Here is a 23,054-nt window from a genome sequence, read left to right as displayed (position 1 = left end):
GGCTTCGCCGACCTCATTGCGAGGCGGGCCGGCGGCGTACGATGACGATCGCGAGCGCCACCACGACCAGCATCACCAGGCACAGGGCCACGATCGTGACCGTGTTCGAGCCGCTGTCCTGACTGGCGGTCGGCGTACCGCCCGGCTGGGTGGCCGGGTGGCCGGCGTGGGTGACGGTGAATGATCCGGTGACGGTGATCGGGTGACCGTCAGCCGACACCACCCGGGCGTCGACCTGGTACCGGCCGGCGTCGACCATCGCGCCGACCGGCTGGGTCACGGTGTTGTCGATCACCTGCACGTCGCCGGTGGCCACATTGGTCCCGGACGGCGACTTGACCTGCACCTGCGTGCCGTTGCTGCCGACCGGCTCGTTGAAGGTCAGCACCACCTTGGTCGGTGGTGCGGACATGGACGAACCATCGGCCGGGGTCATCGACTCGAGCTTGGCGTGCGCCGCCGCCACTCCGGTGGACACCACCAGAGCGAGCAGCGACGCCACCAGTACTGCGATCAGTCGGCGCACGACTATGCCTTCTCGGATCCAGCCGGCTTGCGGGACCGGAGTCCCAGGCCCAAGCCGATCAGGCCCAGCAGCAGGCCGGCGCCACCGAGAACGCGAGCCAGCTGATCCGACGAGTCCCCGGTCTCCGAGGTCGTTGCCGCGACCGGCGTGATCGCTGCGGCCAGCTTGAGCGTCGGAGCCGGGTGCTCCGGCTCGTCAGCACCCTCCTTGGCGAGTTGGTCCCACTTGACCACCTCGCCATCGCTGTAGGACTGCACTGCGGGGAAGCTCAGCGCATCGACGCTGTCCGGAAGGCGCCCGACGGACAGGGAGAACTCGTCGAAGTTGCCGGCCGGGACACCACCGGCCGTGGCAGTCCAGGTCACGGTGGTGATCGCCTTGGTCAGCGTGACGTCGCCGATCTTGACCGGCGCGGGCAACTGCTCGGTCGTCTTCACCACCGTCCAGCCGGGCTTCACCTGCGCGCCGACGCTGGCGAACGGGTGGTCCTTGGGCAACGAGACGACGAGCTTCGTGGTGGCGGCCGTATCGGACTCGGTCGGCACGCGGAAGACCAGCTTCGCGTACCCACCGGGCTTGGCGTCCGGCGACGACACCGTGACGTGGGCCGACGCCGAGGTGGCGGCGCCGGCCAGCACCAGCGTGGACGCCGCCGCGATAGCGACAGCACGCAGGGCGAACTTCTTGGACATGGGAACCTTTCGCGGTCACACGGCACAACCCGGCCGCGAAGGCACGCGGCCGGTCAGGACATCGCTGGGATCGCCCGGATGACCGGCGGTCCGCGCCGCGAGACGTTCGAGGCGGGCCACCGCTGAACCAGTCGCGGTGACGGCGGTACGTCGAGCAGTACGACGGCGTACCGGCGTACTGGAGTCAGGATCGGCAGCCGCGGCAGGACGCGCGCGAAGATCCGCAGTACTCGGTGGACCCAGCGATGTGCGCCTGTGATCGCGAGGACGCCTGCGAGCAGGACGGTCAGGTGCGCGGCAGTCATGACGAGACTGCCGCCGATCCCCTGCGGCATGCCTCCGTGGTGCATTGGCATGGCCATCGGCTGGTGGGCCGCATCCAGGGTGACGTGGACGAACAGCTGGATCGCGGCGAGCACGACCACGGACAGTGCGCGTTCGCCGGCGAGGTACTCACCCAGCAGCCAGCAGACCGCGGTCAGGGCGAGCAGCGGCGAGACCAACTGGAGGGCGACGGTGCCGCCCGCGAGCGCGTGACCGGCTACCGCGACCACGACGCTCAGCGCCGCGACCACGGGCGTCGCACTGCTCTCGGCGTGCATTCCCCGATCCCCTCGAGTGTCACTCGTACCAGACACTCTACGGACAGGACTGCCGCGAGCGGCCCGCGCACCCTGCTGCTGTCAAGATGACCGGATGGACGTAGCGGTGCTGGAGATCGGGGGCAGTCACGTGACGGCGGCGGTGGTGTCGCCGGACGACTGGTCTGTGAACGTGGTGGAGCGGGCGAATCTCGCGTCGCAGAAGGCGGCCGAGGTGGTCGTCGCGCAGGTCGCGACGGCGGCCCGGAAGTTGCCGCTGGCAAACGGTCTGGCGGTGGCGCTGCCCGGTCCGTTCGACTTCGCCACCGGCGTCGCCTGGTATCGCGGACAGGACAAGTTCGACCAGCTGTACGGGTACAACCTGGGCGACAGTCTGCGCGCCGAGCTCGCCCTGGACCGGCTGATGTTCATGAACGACGCCGAGGCGTTCGCTGTCGGTGAGTGGACCGCGGGCGAGGTCCGCGGCGTCGAGCGGTGCGTCGGAGTCACCATCGGCACCGGCGTCGGTACGGCGTTCCTCGCCGACGGCCACGTGGTCCGCGAGGGCGGCACCGTCCCGCCCGGCGGTGAGCTCTACAAGACGGAGTACGCCGGCAAGCCGCTGGAGGACTCGATCTCCGGACGGGCGATCCTCCGCAGGTACTTCGCACGCACAGGTACCGAAGTGCCTGGAGTCAAGGAGATCGCCGAGGACGCGCGGGCCGGTGACGCCGCCGCGAAGGACGCCCTGCTGACGGCCTTCGGTGATCTTGCGACCGCACTCACCCCTTGGCTGGATCGCTTCGGGGTGACGAGGACCGTGCTGGGTGGCTCGATCTCGGGGGCTTTCGACATCGTGGCGGAGGTGTTCGGCTTCGACGTCGCGCCGACCGGTGACACCGAGCACTCGGCGCTGATCGGCGCGGCGGCGCACTACCTGCGCTCGAACTGAAGTGTCCACGGCTCTGGCTACGGTCACACCATGAAGATCGCCGCGCCCCGGCTGCGCACCCAGCTCGAGTCCGCCTCGCCCACGCCGGAGGACATCGAGGACGAAGCCAGGCTGCTCGACCTGTCCCTGGAGGACGTGGATCTGAGCGATCTCGTCGCCGAGCATCTCGAGCTGAGCGGCTGCCGGCTGACCCGCGCCAAGCTGGCCGGGTCGGACCTGGACAAGCTGATCCTGGTCGACGCGGAGCTGTCCCAGTGCGACGTCGCGAACGCCCGCTGGTCCGATGCCGCCCTCACCCGGGTGGCGATCAACTCGTCCCGGCTGACCGGGTTCGCCGGGCCGGGGATGAGCATCCAGCACGCCACGATCCGTGACAGCGTGCTCGACTTCGGCTCGTTCCGCTTCGCGAAGTTCGTGAAGGTGGAGTTCTCCGACTGCCGCCTGCAGAACGCGGACTTCGTCTCCGCGGACCTGACCGGCGCCGTGTTCCGCGGCTGCGACCTGACCGGGGCGGAGTTCTCCCAGGTCAAGGCGTCCGGGGCGGTCTTCGTCGACTGCACCTGGGACGCCGCCCGCGGCCTCACCGCCCTGACCGGTGCGACCGTGGCCGCCTCCTCCCCGATCGACACCCTGACCTTCACCAGCGCGGTCACCACGGCAGCCGGCATCACCCTTGCTCACCCGGACGACCTGAACGGAGCGTGAGCATGGACACGTCCGGTCTGGGCCGGGCGGACTGGCTATTAGGGTGGGGGCGGAGCTTGCCGACCTGAAGTGGAGCACGTGGTGACCGACTCGACCATCATCTACACCCACACCGACGAGGCTCCGGCGCTCGCCACGTACTCGTTCCTCCCGGTGATCCAGGCGTACGCCGGTCAGGCCGGGGTCGGGGTGGAGACCCGGGACATCTCGCTGGCGGGCCGGATCATCGCCCTCTTCCCGGAGTACCTGAAGGACGACCAGCGGATCGCGGACGCGCTGGCCGAACTCGGCGAGCTGGCCCGGACGCCGGAAGCCAACATCATCAAGCTGCCGAACGTCTCGGCCTCGATCCCCCAGCTGAAGGCGGCGATCGCCGAACTGCAGGCCCAGGGCTACGCGCTGCCGGACTACCCGGACGAGCCGAAGACCGACGCGGAGCGGGAGATCCAGACCCGCTACGACAAGGTCAAGGGCTCCGCGGTGAACCCGGTGCTGCGCGAGGGCAACTCGGACCGCCGCGCCCCCGCCTCGGTGAAGAACTACGCCAAGACCCACCCGCACCGGATGGGCGCCTGGTCGGCGGACTCCAAGACCAACGTCGCCACGATGGGCCAGGACGACTTCCGGTCCACCGAGAAGTCGGCCGTGATCGAGGCCGACGGCTCGCTGCGGATCGAGCTGGTCGGCGACGACGGCACCACGACCGTCCTGCGCGAGTCGGTGCCGGTGCTGGCCAACGAGGTCGTCGACGCGTCGGTGATGCACGTCGCCGCGCTGCGCGAGTTCCTCACCGCTCAGGTCGCCCGGGCCAAGGCCGACGACGTGCTGTTCTCGGTCCACCTGAAGGCCACGATGATGAAGGTCTCCGACCCGATCGTCTTCGGCCACGTGGTCCGCGCCTTCTTCCCGAACACCTTCGCGCAGTACGGCGACGTACTCGCCAAGGCCGGCCTGACCCCGAACGACGGGCTCGGCGGCATCCTCAACGGCATCGCGTCGCTGCCCGAAGGCGCCGAGATCAAGGCGTCGTTCGACGCCGAGCTGGCCGCCGGACCGGCGCTGGCGATGGTCGACTCGGACAAGGGCATCACCAACCTGCACGTCCCGTCCGACGTCATCGTCGACGCGTCGATGCCGGCCATGATCCGCACCTCCGGACACATGTGGGGACCGGACGGCCAGGAACACGACACGCTCGCCGTACTGCCGGACAGCAGCTACGCCGGGATCTACCAGGTCGTGCTCGACGACTGCCGCGCCAACGGCGCCTTCGATCCGTCCACCATGGGCTCGGTCCCGAACGTCGGCCTGATGGCGCAGAAGGCCGAGGAGTACGGCTCGCACGACAAGACCTTCGAGATCCAGACCACCGGGACCGTCCGGCTCGTCGACGAGGCCGGCAACGCCGTACTGGAGCAGGCCGTCTCGGCCGGCGACATCTTCCGCGCCTGCCAGACCAAGGACGCCCCGATCCGCGACTGGGTCAAGCTGGCCGTCACGCGGGCCCGGGCGACCGGCGACCCGGCGGTGTTCTGGCTGGACGAGACCCGCGCTCACGACGCTCAGATCATCACCAAGGTCCAGAAGTATCTGTTCGACCACGACACCGAGGGTCTGGACCTGCGCATCCTCGCGCCGGTCGACGCGATCAGGTTCTCGCTGGAGCGGATCCGCCGCGGTGAGAACACCATCTCGGTGACCGGCAACGTACTGCGCGACTACCTGACCGACCTGTTCCCGATCCTCGAGCTCGGCACCAGCGCGAAGATGCTGTCGGTCGTGCCGCTGATGGCTGGTGGCGGGCTGTTCGAGACCGGCGCCGGCGGTTCGGCGCCGAAGCACGTGCAGCAGCTGGTCAAGGAGAACTACCTGCGCTGGGACAGCCTGGGTGAGTTCTTCGCGCTGGCCGCGAGCTTCGAGCACCTGGCCCAGGCGACCGGCAACGCACGCGCCCAGATCCTCGCCGACACCCTGGACCGGGCCACCGCGACGTTCCTGAACGAGGACAAGTCGCCGACCCGTCGCGTAGGTGGCATCGACAACCGCGGCAGCCACTTCTACCTGTCCCTGTACTGGGCCCAGGAGCTGGCCAAGCAGACCGACGATGCCGACCTGGCGAAGGCGTTCGGCCCGCTGGCCGAGGTGCTCACGGCGAGCGAGCAGACGATCGTCGACGAGCTGATCGCCGTCCAGGGCAGCCCGGTCGACCTCGGCGGCTACTACCAGCCCGACCCGGCCAAGGCCGCCGCCGTCATGCGCCCCTCCAAGACGTGGAACGACGCCCTCGGCTCGCTCTGACGTCCGCGTCCGAGCGGACGCAACGACCCCCTCGGCTCGCTCTGACGACCGCGTCCGAGCGGACGCAACGCACCTGAACATCCGCCCCGTCACGCTGCTCTGTTGTCTCTCGCAACTCCCGGCGCCCGCCAGGGCGCCGGGAGTTGCTGCTTGTTAATGCGTGGCCGCTCCAGCGATCGCCTTCCTACACTGACCGGCATGACCGCAACCCGATCCGTGCTTGCCACTCAGGCCACGGACTTTCCCCGATGGTTCCAGGATGTGATTGCCAAAGCCGAGCTCGCCGACAACGGGCCGGTGCGGGGGACCATGGTCATCCGACCGTATGGGTACGGGATCTGGGAGCGGCTGCAGGCGGCACTGGACGAGCGGATCAAGGCTGCCGGCGCGGCCAACGCGTATTTCCCACTCCTGATCCCGGAGAGCTACCTGCGCCGTGAGGCCGAGCACGTGAAGGGCTTCAGTCCCGAGCTCGCCGTGGTGACGCATGCCGGAGGCAAGCAACTCGAGGAGCCGGCGGTGGTCCGTCCGACCTCGGAGACCGTCATCGGTGAGTACATGGCGAAGTGGATCCAGAGCTATCGCGACCTGCCGCTGCTGCTGAACCAGTGGGCCAACGCGGTCCGTTGGGAGCTGCGGCCACGGTTGTTCCTGCGGACGACGGAGTTCCTGTGGCAGGAGGGCCACACCGCGCACGCGACCGCCGAGGACGCCCGCGCGTTCGCCACCAGGATCCTGTACGACGTCTACCGCGACGTGATGGTGAACGTGCTGGCGATCCCGGTGCTGCCCGGCCGGAAGACGCGGCGGGAGCGGTTCGCCGGGGCGGTCAACACGATGACGCTGGAAGCCATGACCGGTGACGGCAAGGCCCTGCAGATGGGCACGGCCCACGAACTCGGCCAGAACTTCGCCCGTGCCTTCGACATCGGCTTCCTGTCGAGCGACGGGCAGCGCGAGCTCGCCTGGACCACCTCCTGGGGCAGCACCACCCGCATGGTCGGCGGGATGATCATGGTGCACGGTGACGACGCCGGGCTGCGCGTGCCGCCGGTCGTCGCGCCGACCCAGGTCGTCGTACTCGCAGTCAGGGACGAGACCCTCGAGGCCGCTCGGCGGATCGCGGACGAGCTGATGGCGGCCGGTCTGCGCGTCGAGGTCGACGATCGGACCGATCAGCCGTTCGGGCGGCGCGCGGTGAACTGGGAACTGAAGGGCGTCCCGGTCCGCGTCGAGCTCGGCCCCCGCGACCTGGACAGCAATGTCGCGACGGTCGCACGTCGGCTGCGGGGCTCCGGCAAGGAGACCGTCGGCCTGCCGGATCTCACGTCGACAGTGGTCGCGGCGATGGATGCGGACCAGGCTCTCCTGCTGGACGAGGCAGCCGCTCGCCAGACCGCGCGGACCACGGCCGTCTCCACCGTGGACGAGGCCCTGGAGGCGGCCGCGACCGGGTGGGCCAGCCTGCCGTACGACGTGGTCGGCGAAGACGGCGAGGACCGACTGGCCACGGCCGGCATCACCGTCCGCTGCCTGCAGCGCCCGGACGGCACACTCCCGACCGAGGACAGCGAGAGCGGCCTGACCGCGATCGTCGCCCGCTCCTACTAGCGCGGCACGGACCGCCAGGCCATCACAATCACGCGCCGGCGCTCGGCGCCCGCGGAGCACTGCCGCGAACAGCCCGTTGTGATGGCCTGGCGGTCCACCGGTCAGCGCGCCAGATACTTGCGGACGTCGTCGGCGACCTGGGCGCGATGGACCATGCCGTACTTGCGCAGGATCGCGCTGAGGTGGGTCTTGACCGTGTTCAGGCTGATCCCGAGCTCGGCCGCGAGCTGGTCGTTGTCCAGGCCGTCGACGAGCAGGACGGCGACGTTCTGCTGGGCCTTGGTCAGGCTGGTGAACCGGCGCTCAGGACCCTCGTCGGTGTCCATCAGCATCTCGATCAACTCGGACTGGATGTGCTCCGTCGCGTCGACGATGCGATGCAGATGGCCTTCCACCGCCACGGCCAGCTCGGACTCACTCAGCGCCTCGGTCGCGATCTCGCGGATCGACGCGACCCGGTGGGTCAGGTACTCCATCACGTGGTCGGAGGTGAGCAGGTTGGGTCCGGCGTCACCGGCCGGCAGCATCCGCAGCGCCTCCCGGTCCTCGCCCTCGCGGGTCAGCACCCGCTCCACCACGCCGCCCAGCCACTCGAACGCCCGGACGGCGTTGTCGTCGTAGCTGTTCGGCTCGTAGCTCTGCATCGACAGCATCCCGAACAACTGGTCCGGACCATCCTTGGACGGCCGGAAGATCGGCACCGTCACCGCGTCCTCGGACTGCCGTCCGACATCACCGATCGGTACGCCGGCATGGAGCGCGGCACCGTTGTCGTAGGCGTACCGGTACGTCTGCCGCCGCTTCAGCAACCACGCGGTCTGGCCGTTCGGACCGAAGTTGTGCGTGTCCGGGTCGACGTACCGGCCGTCGTCGTGGCCGTAGGGATAGCGGACCCGGCTGCTGCCCTGCAGGAAACCGACGAAGAACACGTCGACCCGCGCGACCTTGCCGGCCACCACCCGCACGTAGTCGTACAGGCCGTAGTGATCGGCCCGGAACAGCGCCTCGATCTTGTGATATGCCTCGCGCAGGATGATCGCGGTCTCCGCGTCGACCCTCAGCGGGGCGGACTTGTCTGCCTCCACGACGTCGACCCTTCAATCGATCACTCGACTATGACGCCGCCGCCGGGATATTGCCAGGTGCTAGTCCGCCAGGCGGACCCAGGCGGGCCAGACCGACGTTTTGTCCAGGTACGGCGCCAGCAGGACGCTCACCTCCGCATCGTCGGCGCCCCGCAACTGGTCGGAGGCGATCTTGCGGGTGATGCCGGCCAGGAAATCGGCGATCTGGATGCGATGGTCGGTGAAAGAGTCCACCTGCTCCAGCGCGGCGAATCCCTCGGTCGACTCCTGCAACCGGCCGACCCGCTCGGCCGACAACGTGGTCTGCCGATCGTGCGCGATCGCGACCGCCTGCCCGCCGTCGCTCCAGAACTCCACCGCCCGGACGATCGCCGGTATCAACGGGTCCAGCCGGGGGATCGGCGACTCGTCGGCGGCCCGGACGAAGTCGTTGGCGGCTTCCAGGAAGACTCGCGCCTCCGCGGTACGACGGCCGGCGTCGTACAAGAACCGGATCGTCTCGGATCGGGCGCCGAGGAAGTCGACCAGCCCGGAGACCAGGAAGTAGGTCTTGTCGACCAGGAACACGTGCGCGTTGCCCTCCAGCGGGCCGTCCGGTCCGAGGAACCAGAGCAGGACCGCGCGGTGCTTCGACCGGAGCAGGTGCCCGGCCTTGTACATGGTCGCGGGCGACTTGATCCGGGCCCGGAGTTCGGCGACGCACGCCGCCGCGGTCTGCTCGTCCAGTCGCACGCTCGCGTGCGCGAAGACGTCCGTCACGCCGCCGACGAGCTTCTCCCCCTCGTACCCGGACTCGTCACACGCGATCTCGACGGACCTGGGTTCCGTTGGCGCGGTGGTCGGCACGTCCCGACTCTCTCACCGCACGCAAGCACCGCGCACGCCGATTACACAGAGAAGTCGCGGGTGGTGGGTCCGAGTTCCCGAGTCGCCCTCCCAAGCCTCGGCCGAACTCCCCTCACCACCCGCGACCAGATCAGGACGCCAATTCCTGTGAGCCCCCGCGTCTGTCGATCTCACAGCCCCCTGTCAGATCGGCGACCCCCCGGCAGTTCTTCTGGCGTCCTCTCCCTCCCCCCGTTGACTACACCGTGCCACCTGGTATCGGGACCTGCCTATCGCCCACGGCATGAGGTTGTTGTGTCCTCAATCTCATCCCGGGGATGATGTAGTCGTTTACGAGTCCTGCGCCTCGGACAGAAACTTGCAGTCCTGCCTGGTCAGCGGGCCAGATAGCGGCGTACGTCGGCCGCCACCTCGGCGCGGCTCGCCAGCTCGTACTTGCTCAGGATCGTTCTGAGGTGGGACTTGACCGTGTTGACGGAGATGCCCAGCTCGGTCGCGATCCGGGTGTTGCCGGGGTCCTCGGCGAGGAGCAGCGCAACACTCTGCTGGGTCGGAGTCAGCAGCGCGAACCGTTGCTCGGGTCCGTCGTCCGCGTCGAGCATCATCTCGATCAGCTCCGACTGCGTCTGCTCGGCCTCCTTGATCAGCTTTCCGAGCGAGTCCCGCGCGGGATCGGCGACATCGGTCGACGCCATCGCCTCGTGCGCAAGCGCTCTCAGGATGGCGATCCGGTTCGACAGGTACTCCATCACCGAGTCCGAGGTGAGCACGTTCGGAGACTCGGCCCCGGCCGGGAGCAGCCGCAGCGCCTCCCGGTCCTCCGCCTCCCGGGTGAGCACCCGCGCAGTCATCCCAGCGAGCCATTCAAACGCCCGTACGGCGTTGTCGTCGTAGCTGTTCGGGCGATAACTGTGCATCGACATCATGCCGAACAGCTCGTCGGGTCCACCATCGCGGCCGGGCCGGAACATCGGCACGGTCACCGCATCCTCCGACCGCTTGGTCACGTCGCCGGCCGGGACACCTGCCTGCAGTACGGCGCCGTTGTCGTAGGCGAAGCGGTAGGTCTGACGCTGACGCAGCAGCCAGGCAGTCTGCCCGTTCGGCCCGTAGATGTGGCTGCCGGGATCGTCGTACTGTCCGCTGTCGTAGCCGTACGGGTACCGGACCCGGTTGGACCCGTGCAGGAAGCCCACGTAGAAGGTGTCGACCGAGGTGATCTTCCCGGCCACCGCGCGGACGTAGTCGAACAGGCCGTAGTGCGACGCCCGGTAGAGCGACTCGATCTTGTGGTACGCCTCCCGCAGGATGATCGCCGTCTCCGCGTCCACCCGCAGGACCCCCGGCGACCTGTCCTCCCCATCAACTGGCATCCGCAACCCACCCCAGGACATCGCATTGACGTCAGGTCACCGAGTATCCACCGTTCGGCCCGCCGGGGAGACGGGTCTCGGTGCGTCGGTCACCAGCTGGTGTCGAGGGGCTTGCCCTCGGCGTACCCGGCGGCCGTTTGCAGGCCGACGACCGCGCGCTCGTGGAACTCGGCCAGGTTCGCGGCGCCGACGTACGTGCAGGAACTGCGGATGCCGGACACGATCGAGTCGAGCAGGTCCTCGACGCTCGGCCGCTCCGGGTCCAGGTACATCCTGGCGGTCGAGATGCCCTCGCCGAAGAAGCCCTTGCGGGCCCGCTGGAACGGCGTGTCGTCGGCTGTCCGGGAGCGGACCGCGCGGGCCGACGCCATTCCGAAGCTCTCCTTGTAGATCCGGCCGTCGCTGTCGCGGTGCGGATCGCCGGGCGACTCGTACGTCCCAGCGAACCAGGAGCCGATCATCACGCTGGAGGCACCCGCGGCCAGCGCGAGCGCGACATCGCGCGGATGCCGTACGCCGCCGTCCGCCCAGACGTGCTTGCCGAGCTCACGGGCCCGTTCCGAGCACTCCAGGACGGCGGAGAACTGCGGACGACCGACAGCCGTCTGCATCCGCGTCGTACACATCGCGCCCGGTCCGACGCCGACCTTCACGATGTCCGCGCCGGCCGCGACGAGATCGCTGACGCCCTCGGCGGTGACCACGTTCCCGGCGACGATCGGGACCTTTGGCCCGAGGGCGCGGACCTGCTCGAGGACCTCGAGCATCCGCTCCTGGTGACCATGTGCGGTGTCGATGACCAGTACGTCGATGCCGACGTCGAGCAACGCCTTGGCCTTCTGCTCGGCGTCGCCGTTGATCCCGATGGCCGCCGCGACCCGGAGCTTCCCGTTCGCGTCGACGGCGGGCTGGTAGAGGGTGGCGCGGAGCGCGCGCTGGCGGGTGAGGATGCCGACGATGTTGCCGTTCCCGTCGACGACGGGCGCGAGCCGGTGCCGGCCGTCGTGCAACTGATCGAACGCGGCCTCCGCATCGGTCCCGGCCGGCAGGGTCAGCAACTCCCGCGACATGATCCCGTCGAGCTGGCTGAACCGGTCCACGCCCGCGCAGTCGGCCTCGGTCACCACGCCGACCGGACGGCCGTCGTCGACCACGATCACCGCACCGTGACCGCGCTTGGGCAACAGGTTGAGCGCCTCGCCCACGGTCCCGGTCGGCGGCAGCACCAGCGCGGTGTCGTGCACGGTGTGCCGTTCCTTGATCCAGGCAACCACCTCGGCGACCACGTCGACCGGGATGTCCTGCGGGATCACCGCCAGCCCGCCACAGCGCGCGATCGTCTCAGCCATCCGCCGGCCCGACACCGCGGTCATGTTCGCCGCGACGACGGGGATCGACGTACCGCTGCCGTCACTCGTGGACAGGTCCACGTCCAGCCGGGACGTGACACCGGACCGGTTCGGCACCAGAAACACATCACTGAACGTCAGGTCCCCCGCAGGCTCCCGATCATGATGAAACCGCATGGCACGACCCCTTCCGCCCGACAACAACCCCGCCAGCCTGACACGCGCCTACCCCACTCACAAGCAACTCCCGATCGCGCCTGGTTGCACAGAGTAAATGCAAATTGAAAGGTGCTTGAGCGAGGCGGATTGCTACGGCTCGGTGGCCCGCAGGTCCACTGCCCACTCGGCGAAGAACTCGCGCAAGGGCTCGACGTCTTCGGCGGCACACGGCAGCTCAGAATCGGTGAATCTGGCGACGGCGCCGGTCATTTCGGCGAAGACCTGTGCGCTGAATCCGGCATCTACTTCTGCGGCCCACGCCAGCAAGTCGCTCTTGTCGTACCGCTGAGCCAGGACGTAGACATCGGCGAAGTCCCTGGCTTCCGCTCGATCGAAGAGAGCGATGACCTTCCGGCCAGCGAGTTCTTCGAGGCCGAAGGTCGGCCCGGCGATACTCACCGTGGACGGACGGCTCGGCGCGGAATCCATCGCGAGATCGACGAGCAGGTCTTCGGATCCGAACACCACGATCCGGCAGAACGTTTCACTGTCGCGTACCCGCCGCACCGACCAGCCCCGCGCCGCTGCCGCGACTTCGAACGCGTCCCGGGCCGTCGGAACGTCGCCGCGGTCCGGTCCCGTGAAGAAGTCAAGATCCCTGGTAGGCCGTGATGTGAGCTGCTGTGCCGCTAACGCGGCTCCACCGGCGAGCAGGAAGCCAGAGCTGGCCGGCAGGCTGAAGAACATCTGTGCAACCTCGATCTGGAACGCTGTCAGACCGACTCGGTCGGGCGTCATGCGGCCGCTTCGACAGCGCTCTCGACGACTCCGGCCCAGGCGGCACGGACATCGCGCGGGAGCACCAGTTCCGGCCACAGATCGATCAGGAGCGCGCCGTCGACGTACGCGAGAACGTCCTCGGGACCGCCCTCCCGCAGAACGATCTCGTACACCCGTGCCCGCTGCACTCGATCGTGGAGGTTGAACCACCGGCCAGGCTCGGACCAATTCAGATGCAGTGGCAGTGCAACCACAGCAAATGCGCGGTCCACAGGTTGCCTGGGCAGCCGGGTGGGGACTGCAACCGTCCGGCCACGAGTCGTGATCTGCTCGACAAAGTCGATCCGCGGGCGAAGGCCCAACTCAAATCCCGCTTCGGCCAGCAGACGTGCGGCAGTGTCCAGCGTTGGCGACTTCCGGCCGTGCTCGTACGCGGACAGCGTCGGTCGAGACGTACCAGCGCGACGGGCAAGCTCTTCCTGACTTAACCCCGCGGCACGCCGAGCCTCTGCCAGCAAGTCTGCAGTGCCCTTCATGCTTCACCTCCATGTATCCGAAAGGATACACCCTGCCGGGATACCTGGCCGAACAGGACCGGCCCCCACCGGGGAGGTGGGAGCCGGTCTTGTTGTTGGGTTGTGGGTCAGGCGACGTCGAAGCGGTCCAGGTCCATCACCTTGGTCCAGGCGGCGACGAAGTCCTGGACGAACTTCGCCTTGGCGTCGTCGCTGGCGTAGACCTCGGCGACCGCGCGGAGCTCGGAGTTCGAGCCGAAGACGAGGTCGGCCCGGGTACCGGTCCACTTGGTCTCACCGTTGACAGTGGCCTCGAACGTCTCCTGGCTGTCGTCGACCGACGTCCACTCCGTGCCCAGGTCGAGCAGGTTCGCGAAGAAGTCGTTGGTCAGCACACCGGGAGTCTCGGTGAGGACGCCGTACGACGAACCGTCGTGGTTCGCCCCGAGGACGCGCAGACCGCCGACCAGGACGGTCAGCTCGGGCGCGCTCAGGGTGAGCAGGTTCGCCTTGTCCAGCAGCAGGTACTCCGCCGGGAGCCGGTTGCCCTTGCCGTAGTAGTTGCGGAAGCCGTCCGCGACCGGCTCGAGCGCGGCGAACGAGTCGACGTCCGTCTGCTCCAGCGACGCGTCCGTCCGGCCCGGCGTGAAGGGTACGGCGAGGTCATGCCCCGCACTCTTCGCGGCGACCTCGACACCCACGCCACCAGCGAGCACGATCAGGTCGGCCAGCGAGATCTTCTTGCCGCCGGTCTGCGCGGCGTTGAAGCTCTCCTGGATGCCCTCGAGCGTGCGCAGTACCTGCGCGAGCTGGTCGGGGTTGTTGACCTCCCAGCCGCTCTGCGGCTGCAGCCGGACTCGCGCACCGTTCGCGCCACCGCGCTTGTCACTTCCGCGGTACGTCGAAGCCGACGCCCACGCGGTCGAGACCAGCTGCGCCACCGACAGCCCCGAGGCCGCGATCTGCGCCTTCAGCGCGTTGACGTCGTCGGCACCCACGAGCTCGTGGTCCACCGCCGGCACCGGGTCCTGCCAGATCAGCGTCTCGGTCGGGACCTCGGGGCCGAGGTACCGACCGATCGGGCCCATGTCGCGGTGGGTCAGCTTGAACCAGGCCCGCGCGAACGCGTCCGCGAACTCGTCCGGGTTGTCCTTGAAGCGACGCGAGATCGGCTCGTAGATCGGGTCGAACCGCAGCGCCAGGTCGGTGGTCAGCATGGTCGGCTTGTGCTTCTTCGCCGCGTCGTACGCGTCCGGGATGATCTCCTCGGAGCCCTTGGCCACCCACTGGTTCGCACCGGCCGGGCTCTTGGACAGCTCCCACTCGTAGCCGAACAGGATCTCGAAGAAGTCGTTGCCCCACTGGGCCGGCGTCCTGGTCCAGGTGACCTCGATGCCGCTGGTGATGGTGTCCGGACCCCTGCCGGTGTTGTACGTGTTCCGCCAGCCAAGACCCTGGTGGTCGATCGGGGCGCCTTCCGGCTCCGAACCGACGTACTCCTCCGGGTCGGCCGCACCGTGCGTCTTGCCGAAGGTGTGACCACCGGCGATCAGTGCGACGGTCTCCTCGTCGTTCATCGCCATCCGGCCGAACGTCTCCCGGATGTCGCGCGCCGAGGCGACCGGGTCCGGATTGCCGTTCGGGCCTTCCGGGTTCACGTAGATGAGGCCCATCTGTACGGCGCCGAGCGGCTTCTCCAGGTCGCGGTCACCGGTGTAGCGCTCGTCGCCCAGCCAGGTGGTCTCCGGACCCCAGTAGACGTCGTCCTCCGGCTCCCACACGTCCGGACGTCCACCGGCGAACCCGAAGGTCTTGAAGCCCATCGTCTCGAGCGCGACATTGCCGGTCAGGACCATCAGGTCGGCCCAGGACAGCGCCTGGCCGTACTTCTTCTTCACCGGCCAGAGCAGCCGGCGGGCCTTGTCCAGGTTCGCGTTGTCCGGCCAGCTGTTCAGCGGCGCGAACCGCTGCTGCCCCGCACCGGCGCCGCCGCGGCCGTCGCTGATCCGGTAGGTGCCGGCACTGTGCCAGGCCATCCGGATCATGAACGGGCCGTAGTGCCCGAAGTCGGCCGGCCACCAGTCCTGCGAGGTGGTCAGCACCTCGGCGATGTCCGCCTTCACCGCGGGCAGGTCGAGGGTCTTGAACGCCGCGGGGTAGTCGAACTCCTCGCCCAGCGGGTTCGCGACGGCCGGGTTCTTGGCCAGGATCTTCAGGTTCAGCTGGTTCGGCCACCAGCCGCGGTTCGCGTTGCCGCGGGTCGGGTGGGCGCCCTGTCCGTGCGCTACCGGGCAGCCGCCGGCCGCCTGCGCGTTGTCTTCGCCGCGGCTCTCCTCACTGCCTTCGCCGGGCAGTGGTTCATGCTTCTCGGACATCGAATTCCTTCCAGGACTGGACGTTTTCAACAGGAAGTCAGGTACTGCGTGTGGACGAGCAATCGGCGCACAGGCCCCAGTAGATGACCTCGGCCTCGTCGATGACGAACCCGTGATCATCGGCCGCGGTCAGGCACGGCGCGTGCCCGACCGCACAGTCGACGTCGGCGATCGCCCCGCACGACCGGCAGACGGCATGGTGGTGGTTGTCCCCCACCCGCGACTCGTACCGCGCAACCGACCCGAGCGGCTGGATCCGTCGTACCAGGCCGGCCGCCGTCAACGTGTGCAGCGAGTCGTACACCGCCTGGTGCGACACCTCGGGCAGTTCGTTGCGCACGGCCCCTATGATCGAGTCCGTGTCGGAGTGAGGATGCGCGTACACCGCGGTCAGCACCGCCACCCGCGGCCGGGTCACCCGCAACGAGACGCCCCGCAACAGTTGCTGGAGCTCGTCGGTCGTCGGCACGTCGAGCAGTCTTGCGCCTTTTCTGGAATGAGTCAAGATTAGTTGATGTCGCAGAATGAGACGATGGTCGACGTACTGCACGAGGTCGAGCCCGACCGCCTCCCCGAGCTCCTGACGCTCTTCAACTCCGCCTGGTGGATGTCGGACCGGACGACTGAGGAGACCGAACACATCCTGCGCGAGTCCGACATCGTCGTGGCCCTCGCCGATCCCCCGTCGGACCGCCTGACCGGCTTCGCCCGTGTCCTCACCGACTACACCCACATCGCCCTGATCCTCGACGTGGTCGTCGCCCCGGAGCACCGCTCCTCCGGCCACGGCGCCACCCTGATGAGCACCATCGTCGACCACCCTCGACTGCAGACCGTCCGCAGCCTCGAACTGGTCTGCCAACCGGACCTCATCCCCTTCTACCGCCGCTGGGGCTTCACCACGGAAGTAGGCCAGTCCCTCCTCATGCGCCGTACGAACGACCCACGACTGACCCCCTGACATGTTGCGGGAGTGATGGGCCGCGGTGGGTAATCTGGGGGCATGCCTGTGGGTGGGCGGCTGTGGAAGCATCCGAGGGTGTCGATCGGCGTTGGCGTGGTCGCTCTCGCGGCGATCGCAGCCGTGGTCATCGCGCTTGTCAGCCGTGGACCTGAGACGCCGCAGACATTCGGCCCCTGGTATCCGTTGACCAATCAGAGCGGCGATCCGGCCGTTGCGGACTTCGAGAACCACGTGCCGTGCGCGATCGACGACCCGCCTGCAGCCGAGTGCCAGCGGGTGAAGCTCGGTGTCGTCCTGTACCGCGACGAGGCGACCGGAGCACCGTCGACGTACCTCATCTCTGTAATCCGGGTCGGCGTCGGAAACGACCGCGAGACCCACGAAGGAACCTGGACCGTCGCCCGCGGCACCGGGCTCGACCCGCAAGCCACCGTCTACCAACTCGACACCGGCGCTCCAGAACATCTCCGGCAGTACTGGCCGGTCGGTGACGACATCCTGTACCTCCTCGACAAGGACAAGATGCCGCGCGTCGGCGACGCCGCGTACGGCTATGCCTTGAACAGCGTCCCCGTAGGCCAGAAGGTCCAGGTACCAAGGTAGTCAGGGCCGGTGCGTGGACATCCAGTCAGTGGCGAAGTCGACGACTGCCCGTTGCGACATCAGCCGTGCCGTAGCCGCACCAACCATGCCGACCCGTGCTCCGCCCGCGGCCTCGAACGCTTCGCCGATCTGACCGAAGTCACCCTCGTCCTCGTCGACGTCCTCCCATTCCCGCCACACAGCGGTCCCGTCCGGCAGCCGCAACGAGGACCCGACAACGTGCCGAGGCGCTTTCGGGCTGCGCCACTCGGACAAGTGCATGGACGTGTTGCGCTCATGTCCGCACCCGAGCAACAGCACTGACCCATCCAACCGGTACACCGCACCCAACGGCGAAGACTCCCCCAGCCCATCATCAAGACGGTGTCCCTCGACGACCTCATCGGCCCGCGCCCCCAAGGCTGCAAACGAAACCTGCGGATGACTACTCCGCCGCGCCCCAGGCCACGTACGCACCAACTCCGACAGCCGCCCCAACGCCCGCCCGGCAGGCGTCAACGCCGGATCAAACCCCGGCGCCTCCTCCCGAATCACCGACCACCAGGCTTCCGGCACCGGCGGATTGACCCAATGCGCCGGATCCGTGTTGTCCGGCGTATGCGTAGGGACAACCAGCGTCCCCTCCACCCCCAGCACCTCCAACAACGCCTCCACCACAGCCTGAGGCCCCCCAGCCACAAACCCCAAACTCCGCAACGAAGAATGCATCAACAAAACCCCGCCGGCCCGCACCCCCAACCCCCTGAGATCCGCCACCAACGACCCCCGCGTCGCACACCCATCAACCATCCCGCGACCCTAAGCGCCAACCCCCCACCACGCAGCGCATTTAACTCTCCGCCATCCGCCAACCGGACGGAGGAAGCCACAACCGCACCACGAGGTCCTGCACCACAACCCCCGAGCGCAGCGAAGGCGCCTCCACCGCGGCGAGCAACCACCGCCGCCGAGCGCAGCGAAGGCGCACCCCAACACGCGACCCCAGCCACGGAGCCGAGCGCAGCGAAGGCGCACCCCACCGCGGCGGGCACCACAGCCGCCGTACCCAACAGGCGACCCCAGCCACGGAGCCGAGCGCAGCGAAGGCGCAGGGGGTGCGGGTGGCGGAGCCCCCGCTTGCGGCGAGCGGAGCGACGCCGCACAAACGACGAAGGCGACCCGCTCCGCGCTCTCCGCGGACACGAGTCGCCCATCGACTTCGTGGAGCTGAGGGGATTCGAACCCCTGGCCTCTTCGTTGCGAACGAAGCGCGCTACCAACTGCGCCACAGCCCCGAGTTGGTCGCCGGTTTCCTGGCGACCGCGAAACTCTAACACGCCTATGGTCGCGGGTTAAAACCGAGGTTGTCGAGTGGGTTTCAGTCTCCGACCGCGCGCTTGACCTCGGGTTCGGCGGGCTGCTCGACGGGCTCGGGGAGGGCGGGCTTGTCGGCCGGGTCGGTGGTGCGGGCGGAGGAGAAGACCTCGTCGTCGGACAGCGAGATGGTGCGGACGGTGCGGTCCGGTGCCTTCTCCTTCATGACGTACGTCGGCAGCGTCACCGGCACCGGATCCCACAGTCCCTCGGCCTGCGCGGGCTTCTCGACCGGGGGCTCGGGCAGCTTGACCTCGATCGTCAGCTCCTGGTCGGGAGACGGAGTGGGTGCCGGCTTCCCGGCCGGCCCGCGGTCGTGCCGCGCCTGGGCCTGCGCCCGCCGCTTGTCGGCCAGTCGGGCACGCGTCCGGGCCTGCCGTCGCAACTGGATCCGGGTGAGTACGACGAACCCGACGATCAGTGCACCCGGGATCGCGACGGTCCACCACAGCAGCATCCGCAGTCCCGCCAGCGCGGTGACCGACAACAGCGAAAGGGTCAGGATCGACAGCACCCGCCGGCGGCGCATGGCGGCCACCCGGCGGGCTCGGTTGGGGACGTACCGCGTCGGTGGCGGCAGGTCCTCGGCCGATCCCTTGTCGTCCACGGCACCTGCGGGACGTACGACGTACCGGGGCCGTGACGGGTCTCGTGAGAGTACGCGCGCATCGGCGGACGACGACACCGGGCGGCGCCGCGCCTCGTCGCCACGCTTGAGAATCATGGGGACGAGGTAAGCGGCCCACGCGGCGACGATCGCCACATAGATCAGCCCTGTCGTCCCCATGCGACGACGCTAAGGCGCACTGGGGGCCAGATGAGGTACGTGAGACGGTGTGTCGCAAGAAGACTCGTGTGACTGATGTGAACAGTACGCAGCGTAGTCACGGTAACCGCGATACGAGACCGGGCCCGACTTCCTCGATGTTCAACGCGAAGATGCGATGGTCGCGCCAGTCGCCGTCGATGTGCAGGAACCGCGGCCGCTCCCCTTCGTACCGGAAGCCGAGCTTCTCGACGACGCGCAGACTTGCCTTGTTCTCGGGGCGGATCGCCACTTCGATCCGGTGCAGCCCGAGGGTGAACCAGCAGTGGTCGGCTGCCAGCGCGACCGCGGTCGGGACGATGCCACGGCCGGCGTACTGCTCATCGACCCAGTAGCCGAGGTTCGCCCAGCGCGCCGAGCCGTAGGTGATCCCGGAGACGGTCAACTGCCCGACCAGCGGCCACTTCGACCGTGGCCCGACGCCCGCGGCACCGCCATACGTGATGACGAACGGGAGCATCCGCCCGTACCGCGCTTGCCGGTTCCAGTCTCGCGCCATCGCCCGGAAGGTCCGCGCACCGTCCTCCGCGCCGGGCGGCTGGGTGGCGTCCCACGGGCGCAGCCAGCTGACGTTGCGCTGGCGTGCGGCCGCCCACTCGCCGCCATCGCCTGCGCGCAGCGGACGCAGCGCGACCTGCCCGTGCTGGAGCTCCACAGGCCAGTGCACGATCGCCATCAGTCGGTGTCCGTCCTGACATGGTCGCCGCCGTGCACCTGGTCGACGGCGTGCCGCAGCAGCGGCTGCAGTACGGCGAGTCCGTCCTTCACACCGCCCCGGGACCCTGGCAGATTCACGATGACCGTCGCACCAGCCACTCCGGCGAGCCCACGCGACAGAGCGGCCGTCGGTACGCCGTTCGCCACGCCGTACGCCCTGATCGATTCGGCGATGCCCGGCACAACCTTCTCGATCACAGCAGCGGTCTGCTCGGGTGTCTCGTCGGTCGGCGAGATGCCAGTGCCCCCGGTTGTCAGCACTACGTCGTACGACGCTTCGACCGCGGCACGCAACGCATCACCGACCGGCGGACCGTCCGGCACGACCTGGGGACCGGAAACCTCGAAGCCCCATGACGTCAGGCGCTCGGCGATCACCGGACCGGTGGTGTCGGTGTAGACGCCGGCGGCGGCGCGGTTCGAGACGCTGATGACGAGAGCCCTCACGGCCGCTCCCAGTGCCCGGTCTTGCCGCCTTCTTTGAGCTCGACGCGGACGTCGGACAGAACGGCGGCCGGGTCGATCGCCTTCACCATGTCGATCACGGCGAGCCCCGCGACCGCGACCGCGGTCAGCGCCTCCATCTCCACGCCTGTGCGGTCGGTGGTCTTCACCGCGGCGGTGATCAGTACGGCGTCGTCCGCCACTTCGAGGTCGACCTTGGCTCCGGTGATCGCGATCGGGTGGCAGAGCGGAACCAGGTCAGGGGTCCGTTTGGCGCCCATGATGCCGGCGATCCGGGCGACGCCGAGCGCATCCCCCTTCGGTACGCCGTCGCCGCGCAGCGCGGTCACCACCTCGGCCGAGACAAGAACCTTGCCGCTGGCAACAGCCCGGCGATTCCCCACGTCCTTGGCCGAGACGTCGACCATCCGGGCGGCCCCGGTCTCGTCGACGTGGGTCAGCCCCGTCGGGTCCTCCGTCATCCGCTCTCCTCGTCCAGCAGCAACAGCTCGACCTGATCGCCGGCCCGGACCGACGTCACGTCCTCCGGCACCACGATCAGCGCGTTCGCACGGCTCAGCCCACCAAGCAGGTGTGAACCGTGCCCGCCGACTGTACTGGCCATCCAGCCCTGGTCGCCCGGCCTGGCCGCGGCGCGGACGAACTGCCGCCGTCCCGGCGGCGAGCTGAACGCGTCCAGCGACACGCCCTGGACCGTGGACCGCCGGTACGGCATCTGTCCCATCAGCTTGCGCAGCGCCGGCCGGACGAACACCTCGAACGACACGTACGCCGACACCGGGTTGCCGGGCAGCGTGAAGATCGGCACCTCGTCCTCACCGAGCACACCGAACCCCTGCGGCTTGCCCGGCTGCATCGCGACCTGCGGGAAGTCGACCGTGCCGGTCTTGCTGAGGATCTCCTTGACGATGTCGTACGCGCCCATGCTCACGCCGCCCGTGGTGATCACCAGGTCGGCTCGAACCAGCTGGTCGGACAACGTGTCCATGATCTTCTTCGGGTCGTCGTCGACAATGCCGACGCGGTAGACCACGGCCCCGGCGTCGCGGGCCGCGGCGGCCAGCGTGTAGCTGTTCGAGTCGTAGATCTGTCCCTCGCCCAGCCGGCTCCCCGGCTCCTTCAGCTCCGCTCCCGTCGAGACCACAACCACTCGCGGTCGCGGCCGCGCCTTCACCCGCGCCCGCCCGACAGCGGCCAGTACGGCGATCTGCCGCGGTCCGAGCACGGTGTCGCGCTCCAGGACCTGCTCCCCCACCCGCACGTCCTCACCGGCCCGGCGGACGGACATGCCGAGCGACGGCTGCTGAACGATCCGCACGTTCACGGTCCCGCCGTCGGTCCACTCCACCTGGACGACGCTGTCCGCACCCCGCGGCATCGGTGCGCCGGTCATGATGCGGACACACGTCCCCGGCGTGACCACGATCGGCTCGCTCCGGCCGGCTCTGATCTCACCGACCACCGGCAACGTGATCGGCTTGTCCTGCGACGCCCCGGCCAGGTCGGCGGCCTGCACGGCGTACCCGTCCATCGCCGAGTTGTCGAACCCGGGCAGGCTCACCCCCGAGACGACGTCCTCGCAGAGCACCAGCCCCAGCGCCTCCATCAGCGGCTGATCGAACGCCGGCAGGGCCGTCACCCTGCCGAGCACGGCCTCGAGATGCTCATCCACACTCCGTCTCACGAGCCCGACCCTAATCGGTACAGAACGACAGGAGGTAGTTGACGTCCCGCCCGGCCCCCACGCTCACGGTTGAGTCGGAGATGGCCGTCGGCGGCACTACCTCCTGTCGATATGCACGGCCTCCGGGTGGTTCCCCCAGGTCATCCGGATGTCCGGTGCCCGCTCCTCGTTCGCCGCGCCGTCGGTACGACGTACTTCGGTGAAGCCGTGCCGGGCGTAGAACGACTGCGCCCGGGCGTTGGTCTGGAAGGTCCACAACGCCAGCCCGCCGGGCCGCAGATCCTTCGCGAGCTCGACGAGCGTCGACCCGACGCCCTGACCGGCCGCGTCCGGGTCGACGTACAGCTGGTCGAGGTCGTCGCCGTCCAGCGTCAGGACCGCGACGATCCGGCCGTCGTCGAGCCCCACCCACGTCTGTGCGTCCGGTAGTAACACCTCCGCGAACCAGGTCGCGACCTGCTTCGCGGTGTGGATCGCGGGCGGCAGCAGCGAGGGCTCCGCGTGCCGCGAACGCCACCAGACCTGCGCGGCCTCGTCCGTGTCGTACGGCTCCAGCGGCCGGATCAGCAGGTCGTCCATCCAGTTCCCCCCAGCT

General features: G+C 68.7%; 24 protein-coding genes, 1 tRNA gene and 1 pseudogene. 6 read left to right on the top strand and 20 right to left on the bottom strand.

Annotated elements, in window-relative coordinates:
* Positions 1 to 13 precede the first annotated feature (13 nt).
* Genes AB0I34_RS23270 through AB0I34_RS23260 form a run of 3 tightly spaced genes read right to left on the bottom strand, consistent with a single transcriptional unit; the run spans position 14 to position 1,820 of the window.
* Complete coding sequence (locus AB0I34_RS23270) at positions 14 to 526, bottom strand: copper resistance CopC family protein (RefSeq protein WP_360448203.1); 513 nt, start codon at positions 524 to 526, stop codon at positions 14 to 16.
* 2 nt (positions 527 to 528) lie between these two features.
* The gene (locus tag AB0I34_RS23265; RefSeq protein ID WP_360448202.1) at positions 529 to 1,218 is read right to left on the bottom strand and encodes a YcnI family protein; all 690 of its coding nucleotides are present in this window, start codon (positions 1,216 to 1,218) and stop codon (positions 529 to 531) included.
* 53 nt (positions 1,219 to 1,271) lie between these two features.
* A complete protein-coding gene (locus tag AB0I34_RS23260) occupies positions 1,272 to 1,820 on the bottom strand; it encodes a hypothetical protein (RefSeq protein ID WP_360448199.1) in 549 nt (182 codons plus the stop codon).
* A gap of 94 nt (positions 1,821 to 1,914) precedes the next feature.
* Between AB0I34_RS23260 and AB0I34_RS23255 the strand changes: the two genes are divergently transcribed.
* The 4 genes from AB0I34_RS23255 to proS all read left to right on the top strand — a co-directional run bounded on the left by AB0I34_RS23255 (position 1,915) and on the right by proS (position 7,365).
* Positions 1,915 to 2,751: an ROK family protein gene (locus AB0I34_RS23255; RefSeq protein WP_360448197.1), complete on the top strand. Its 837-nt coding sequence runs from the start codon at positions 1,915 to 1,917 to the stop codon at positions 2,749 to 2,751.
* A 30-nt stretch (positions 2,752 to 2,781) separates the two neighbouring features.
* Complete coding sequence (locus tag AB0I34_RS23250) at positions 2,782 to 3,456, top strand: pentapeptide repeat-containing protein (RefSeq protein WP_360448194.1); 675 nt, start codon at positions 2,782 to 2,784, stop codon at positions 3,454 to 3,456.
* A gap of 78 nt (positions 3,457 to 3,534) precedes the next feature.
* Positions 3,535 to 5,754 carry an NADP-dependent isocitrate dehydrogenase gene (locus AB0I34_RS23245; protein WP_360448192.1) on the top strand — a complete coding sequence of 740 codons (2,220 nt, stop codon included), beginning with the start codon at positions 3,535 to 3,537 and terminating at the stop codon, positions 5,752 to 5,754.
* A gap of 198 nt (positions 5,755 to 5,952) precedes the next feature.
* On the top strand, positions 5,953 to 7,365 hold the full coding sequence (gene proS, locus AB0I34_RS23240) for a proline--tRNA ligase (protein WP_360448189.1): 1,413 nt from the start codon (positions 5,953 to 5,955) through the stop codon (positions 7,363 to 7,365).
* A 101-nt stretch (positions 7,366 to 7,466) separates the two neighbouring features.
* Here proS and AB0I34_RS23235 read toward each other — a convergent pair whose 3' ends face one another.
* From AB0I34_RS23235 to AB0I34_RS23195, 9 genes and pseudogenes are all read right to left on the bottom strand, one after another.
* Positions 7,467 to 8,450 (bottom strand): LuxR C-terminal-related transcriptional regulator, encoded by a 984-nt coding sequence (locus AB0I34_RS23235; RefSeq protein WP_360448187.1) that lies wholly within the window; start codon positions 8,448 to 8,450, stop codon positions 7,467 to 7,469.
* 60 nt (positions 8,451 to 8,510) lie between these two features.
* Positions 8,511 to 9,296: a hypothetical protein gene (locus AB0I34_RS23230; RefSeq protein WP_360448184.1), complete on the bottom strand. Its 786-nt coding sequence runs from the start codon at positions 9,294 to 9,296 to the stop codon at positions 8,511 to 8,513.
* Between the two features lie 374 nt (positions 9,297 to 9,670).
* Positions 9,671 to 10,669 (bottom strand): LuxR C-terminal-related transcriptional regulator, encoded by a 999-nt coding sequence (locus tag AB0I34_RS23225; protein ID WP_360448181.1) that lies wholly within the window; start codon positions 10,667 to 10,669, stop codon positions 9,671 to 9,673.
* Between the two features lie 89 nt (positions 10,670 to 10,758).
* Positions 10,759 to 12,195 carry a GuaB1 family IMP dehydrogenase-related protein gene (locus AB0I34_RS23220; RefSeq protein WP_360448179.1) on the bottom strand — a complete coding sequence of 479 codons (1,437 nt, stop codon included), beginning with the start codon at positions 12,193 to 12,195 and terminating at the stop codon, positions 10,759 to 10,761.
* Between the two features lie 132 nt (positions 12,196 to 12,327).
* Positions 12,328 to 12,975 carry a nucleotidyl transferase AbiEii/AbiGii toxin family protein gene (locus tag AB0I34_RS23215; RefSeq protein WP_360448177.1) on the bottom strand — a complete coding sequence of 216 codons (648 nt, stop codon included), beginning with the start codon at positions 12,973 to 12,975 and terminating at the stop codon, positions 12,328 to 12,330.
* Positions 12,972 to 13,130 (bottom strand): hypothetical protein, encoded by a 159-nt coding sequence (locus AB0I34_RS23210; protein ID WP_360448241.1) that lies wholly within the window; start codon positions 13,128 to 13,130, stop codon positions 12,972 to 12,974. Before AB0I34_RS23210 ends, AB0I34_RS23215 begins: the two co-directional genes overlap by 4 nt.
* Positions 13,131 to 13,346: 216 nt before the next feature.
* Positions 13,347 to 13,493 (bottom strand): annotated as a pseudogene (locus AB0I34_RS23205) (helix-turn-helix transcriptional regulator); the annotation flags it as partial.
* Positions 13,494 to 13,600: 107 nt separating this feature from the next.
* Positions 13,601 to 15,847 (bottom strand): catalase/peroxidase HPI, encoded by a 2,247-nt coding sequence (gene katG / locus AB0I34_RS23200; protein ID WP_360448174.1) that lies wholly within the window; start codon positions 15,845 to 15,847, stop codon positions 13,601 to 13,603.
* A gap of 37 nt (positions 15,848 to 15,884) precedes the next feature.
* Positions 15,885 to 16,316: a Fur family transcriptional regulator gene (locus tag AB0I34_RS23195; RefSeq protein ID WP_360448171.1), complete on the bottom strand. Its 432-nt coding sequence runs from the start codon at positions 16,314 to 16,316 to the stop codon at positions 15,885 to 15,887.
* A 45-nt stretch (positions 16,317 to 16,361) separates the two neighbouring features.
* Between AB0I34_RS23195 and AB0I34_RS23190 the strand changes: the two genes are divergently transcribed.
* Both AB0I34_RS23190 and AB0I34_RS23185 read left to right on the top strand, forming a co-directional pair.
* The gene (locus AB0I34_RS23190) at positions 16,362 to 16,808 is read left to right on the top strand and encodes a GNAT family N-acetyltransferase (protein ID WP_360448169.1); all 447 of its coding nucleotides are present in this window, start codon (positions 16,362 to 16,364) and stop codon (positions 16,806 to 16,808) included.
* 42 nt (positions 16,809 to 16,850) lie between these two features.
* The gene (locus AB0I34_RS23185; protein ID WP_360448166.1) at positions 16,851 to 17,414 is read left to right on the top strand and encodes a hypothetical protein; all 564 of its coding nucleotides are present in this window, start codon (positions 16,851 to 16,853) and stop codon (positions 17,412 to 17,414) included.
* Here the strand turns inward: AB0I34_RS23185 and AB0I34_RS23180 are convergent, their stop codons facing one another.
* From AB0I34_RS23180 to AB0I34_RS23145, 8 genes are all read right to left on the bottom strand, one after another.
* A complete protein-coding gene (locus AB0I34_RS23180; protein WP_360448230.1) occupies positions 17,415 to 18,122 on the bottom strand; it encodes an AAC(3) family N-acetyltransferase in 708 nt (235 codons plus the stop codon).
* 493 nt (positions 18,123 to 18,615) lie between these two features.
* A tRNA-Ala gene (locus AB0I34_RS23175) sits at positions 18,616 to 18,688 on the bottom strand.
* Between the two features lie 83 nt (positions 18,689 to 18,771).
* On the bottom strand, positions 18,772 to 19,554 hold the full coding sequence (locus AB0I34_RS23170; protein WP_360448163.1) for a hypothetical protein: 783 nt from the start codon (positions 19,552 to 19,554) through the stop codon (positions 18,772 to 18,774).
* Between the two features lie 97 nt (positions 19,555 to 19,651).
* Entirely contained in the window at positions 19,652 to 20,269 is a 618-nt protein-coding gene (locus AB0I34_RS23165) for a GNAT family protein (protein ID WP_131362872.1), read from the bottom strand.
* Positions 20,269 to 20,757 carry a MogA/MoaB family molybdenum cofactor biosynthesis protein gene (locus tag AB0I34_RS23160; RefSeq protein ID WP_360448161.1) on the bottom strand — a complete coding sequence of 163 codons (489 nt, stop codon included), beginning with the start codon at positions 20,755 to 20,757 and terminating at the stop codon, positions 20,269 to 20,271. The genes AB0I34_RS23165 and AB0I34_RS23160 overlap by 1 nt, the downstream gene beginning before the upstream one ends.
* Positions 20,754 to 21,236: a cyclic pyranopterin monophosphate synthase MoaC gene (gene moaC, locus AB0I34_RS23155; protein WP_360448158.1), complete on the bottom strand. Its 483-nt coding sequence runs from the start codon at positions 21,234 to 21,236 to the stop codon at positions 20,754 to 20,756. Before moaC ends, AB0I34_RS23160 begins: the two co-directional genes overlap by 4 nt.
* Positions 21,233 to 22,459, bottom strand: a complete 1,227-nt coding sequence (gene glp / locus AB0I34_RS23150; RefSeq protein WP_360448156.1) for a gephyrin-like molybdotransferase Glp — start codon at positions 22,457 to 22,459, stop codon at positions 21,233 to 21,235. Before glp ends, moaC begins: the two co-directional genes overlap by 4 nt.
* A gap of 96 nt (positions 22,460 to 22,555) precedes the next feature.
* Positions 22,556 to 23,038 (bottom strand): GNAT family N-acetyltransferase, encoded by a 483-nt coding sequence (locus AB0I34_RS23145; protein ID WP_360448153.1) that lies wholly within the window; start codon positions 23,036 to 23,038, stop codon positions 22,556 to 22,558.
* Positions 23,039 to 23,054 lie beyond the last annotated feature (16 nt).

The sequence above is a fragment of the Kribbella sp. NPDC050281 genome, from assembly GCF_040655855.1.
Classification (GTDB): domain Bacteria; phylum Actinomycetota; class Actinomycetes; order Propionibacteriales; family Kribbellaceae; genus Kribbella.
Note: the sequence above shows the minus strand (reverse complement) of the source record. Positions and strands in the feature narration are given on the sequence as shown.

Bases quoted from the DNA above. Each gene is read 5' to 3' on its own strand.
- AB0I34_RS23215 (WP_360448177.1), bottom strand. From the start codon at position 12,975: ATGACGCCCGACCGAGTCGGTCTGACAGCGTTCCAGATCGAGGTTGCA.
- AB0I34_RS23220 (WP_360448179.1), bottom strand. From the start codon at position 12,195: ATGCGGTTTCATCATGATCGGGAGCCTGCGGGGGACCTGACGTTCAGT.
- AB0I34_RS23145 (WP_360448153.1), bottom strand. From the start codon at position 23,038: ATGGACGACCTGCTGATCCGGCCGCTGGAGCCGTACGACACGGACGAG.
- AB0I34_RS23185 (WP_360448166.1), top strand. From the start codon at position 16,851: ATGCCTGTGGGTGGGCGGCTGTGGAAGCATCCGAGGGTGTCGATCGGC.
- katG (WP_360448174.1), bottom strand. From the start codon at position 15,847: ATGTCCGAGAAGCATGAACCACTGCCCGGCGAAGGCAGTGAGGAGAGC.
- AB0I34_RS23255 (WP_360448197.1), top strand. From the start codon at position 1,915: ATGGACGTAGCGGTGCTGGAGATCGGGGGCAGTCACGTGACGGCGGCG.
- AB0I34_RS23180 (WP_360448230.1), bottom strand. From the start codon at position 18,122: ATGCATTCTTCGTTGCGGAGTTTGGGGTTTGTGGCTGGGGGGCCTCAG.
- AB0I34_RS23225 (WP_360448181.1), bottom strand. From the start codon at position 10,669: ATGCCAGTTGATGGGGAGGACAGGTCGCCGGGGGTCCTGCGGGTGGAC.
- moaC (WP_360448158.1), bottom strand. From the start codon at position 21,236: ATGACGGAGGACCCGACGGGGCTGACCCACGTCGACGAGACCGGGGCC.
- AB0I34_RS23165 (WP_131362872.1), bottom strand. From the start codon at position 20,269: ATGGCGATCGTGCACTGGCCTGTGGAGCTCCAGCACGGGCAGGTCGCG.
- AB0I34_RS23250 (WP_360448194.1), top strand. From the start codon at position 2,782: ATGAAGATCGCCGCGCCCCGGCTGCGCACCCAGCTCGAGTCCGCCTCG.
- AB0I34_RS23170 (WP_360448163.1), bottom strand. From the start codon at position 19,554: ATGGGGACGACAGGGCTGATCTATGTGGCGATCGTCGCCGCGTGGGCC.
- AB0I34_RS23265 (WP_360448202.1), bottom strand. From the start codon at position 1,218: ATGTCCAAGAAGTTCGCCCTGCGTGCTGTCGCTATCGCGGCGGCGTCC.
- AB0I34_RS23260 (WP_360448199.1), bottom strand. From the start codon at position 1,820: ATGCACGCCGAGAGCAGTGCGACGCCCGTGGTCGCGGCGCTGAGCGTC.
- AB0I34_RS23190 (WP_360448169.1), top strand. From the start codon at position 16,362: ATGTCGCAGAATGAGACGATGGTCGACGTACTGCACGAGGTCGAGCCC.
- proS (WP_360448189.1), top strand. From the start codon at position 5,953: ATGACCGCAACCCGATCCGTGCTTGCCACTCAGGCCACGGACTTTCCC.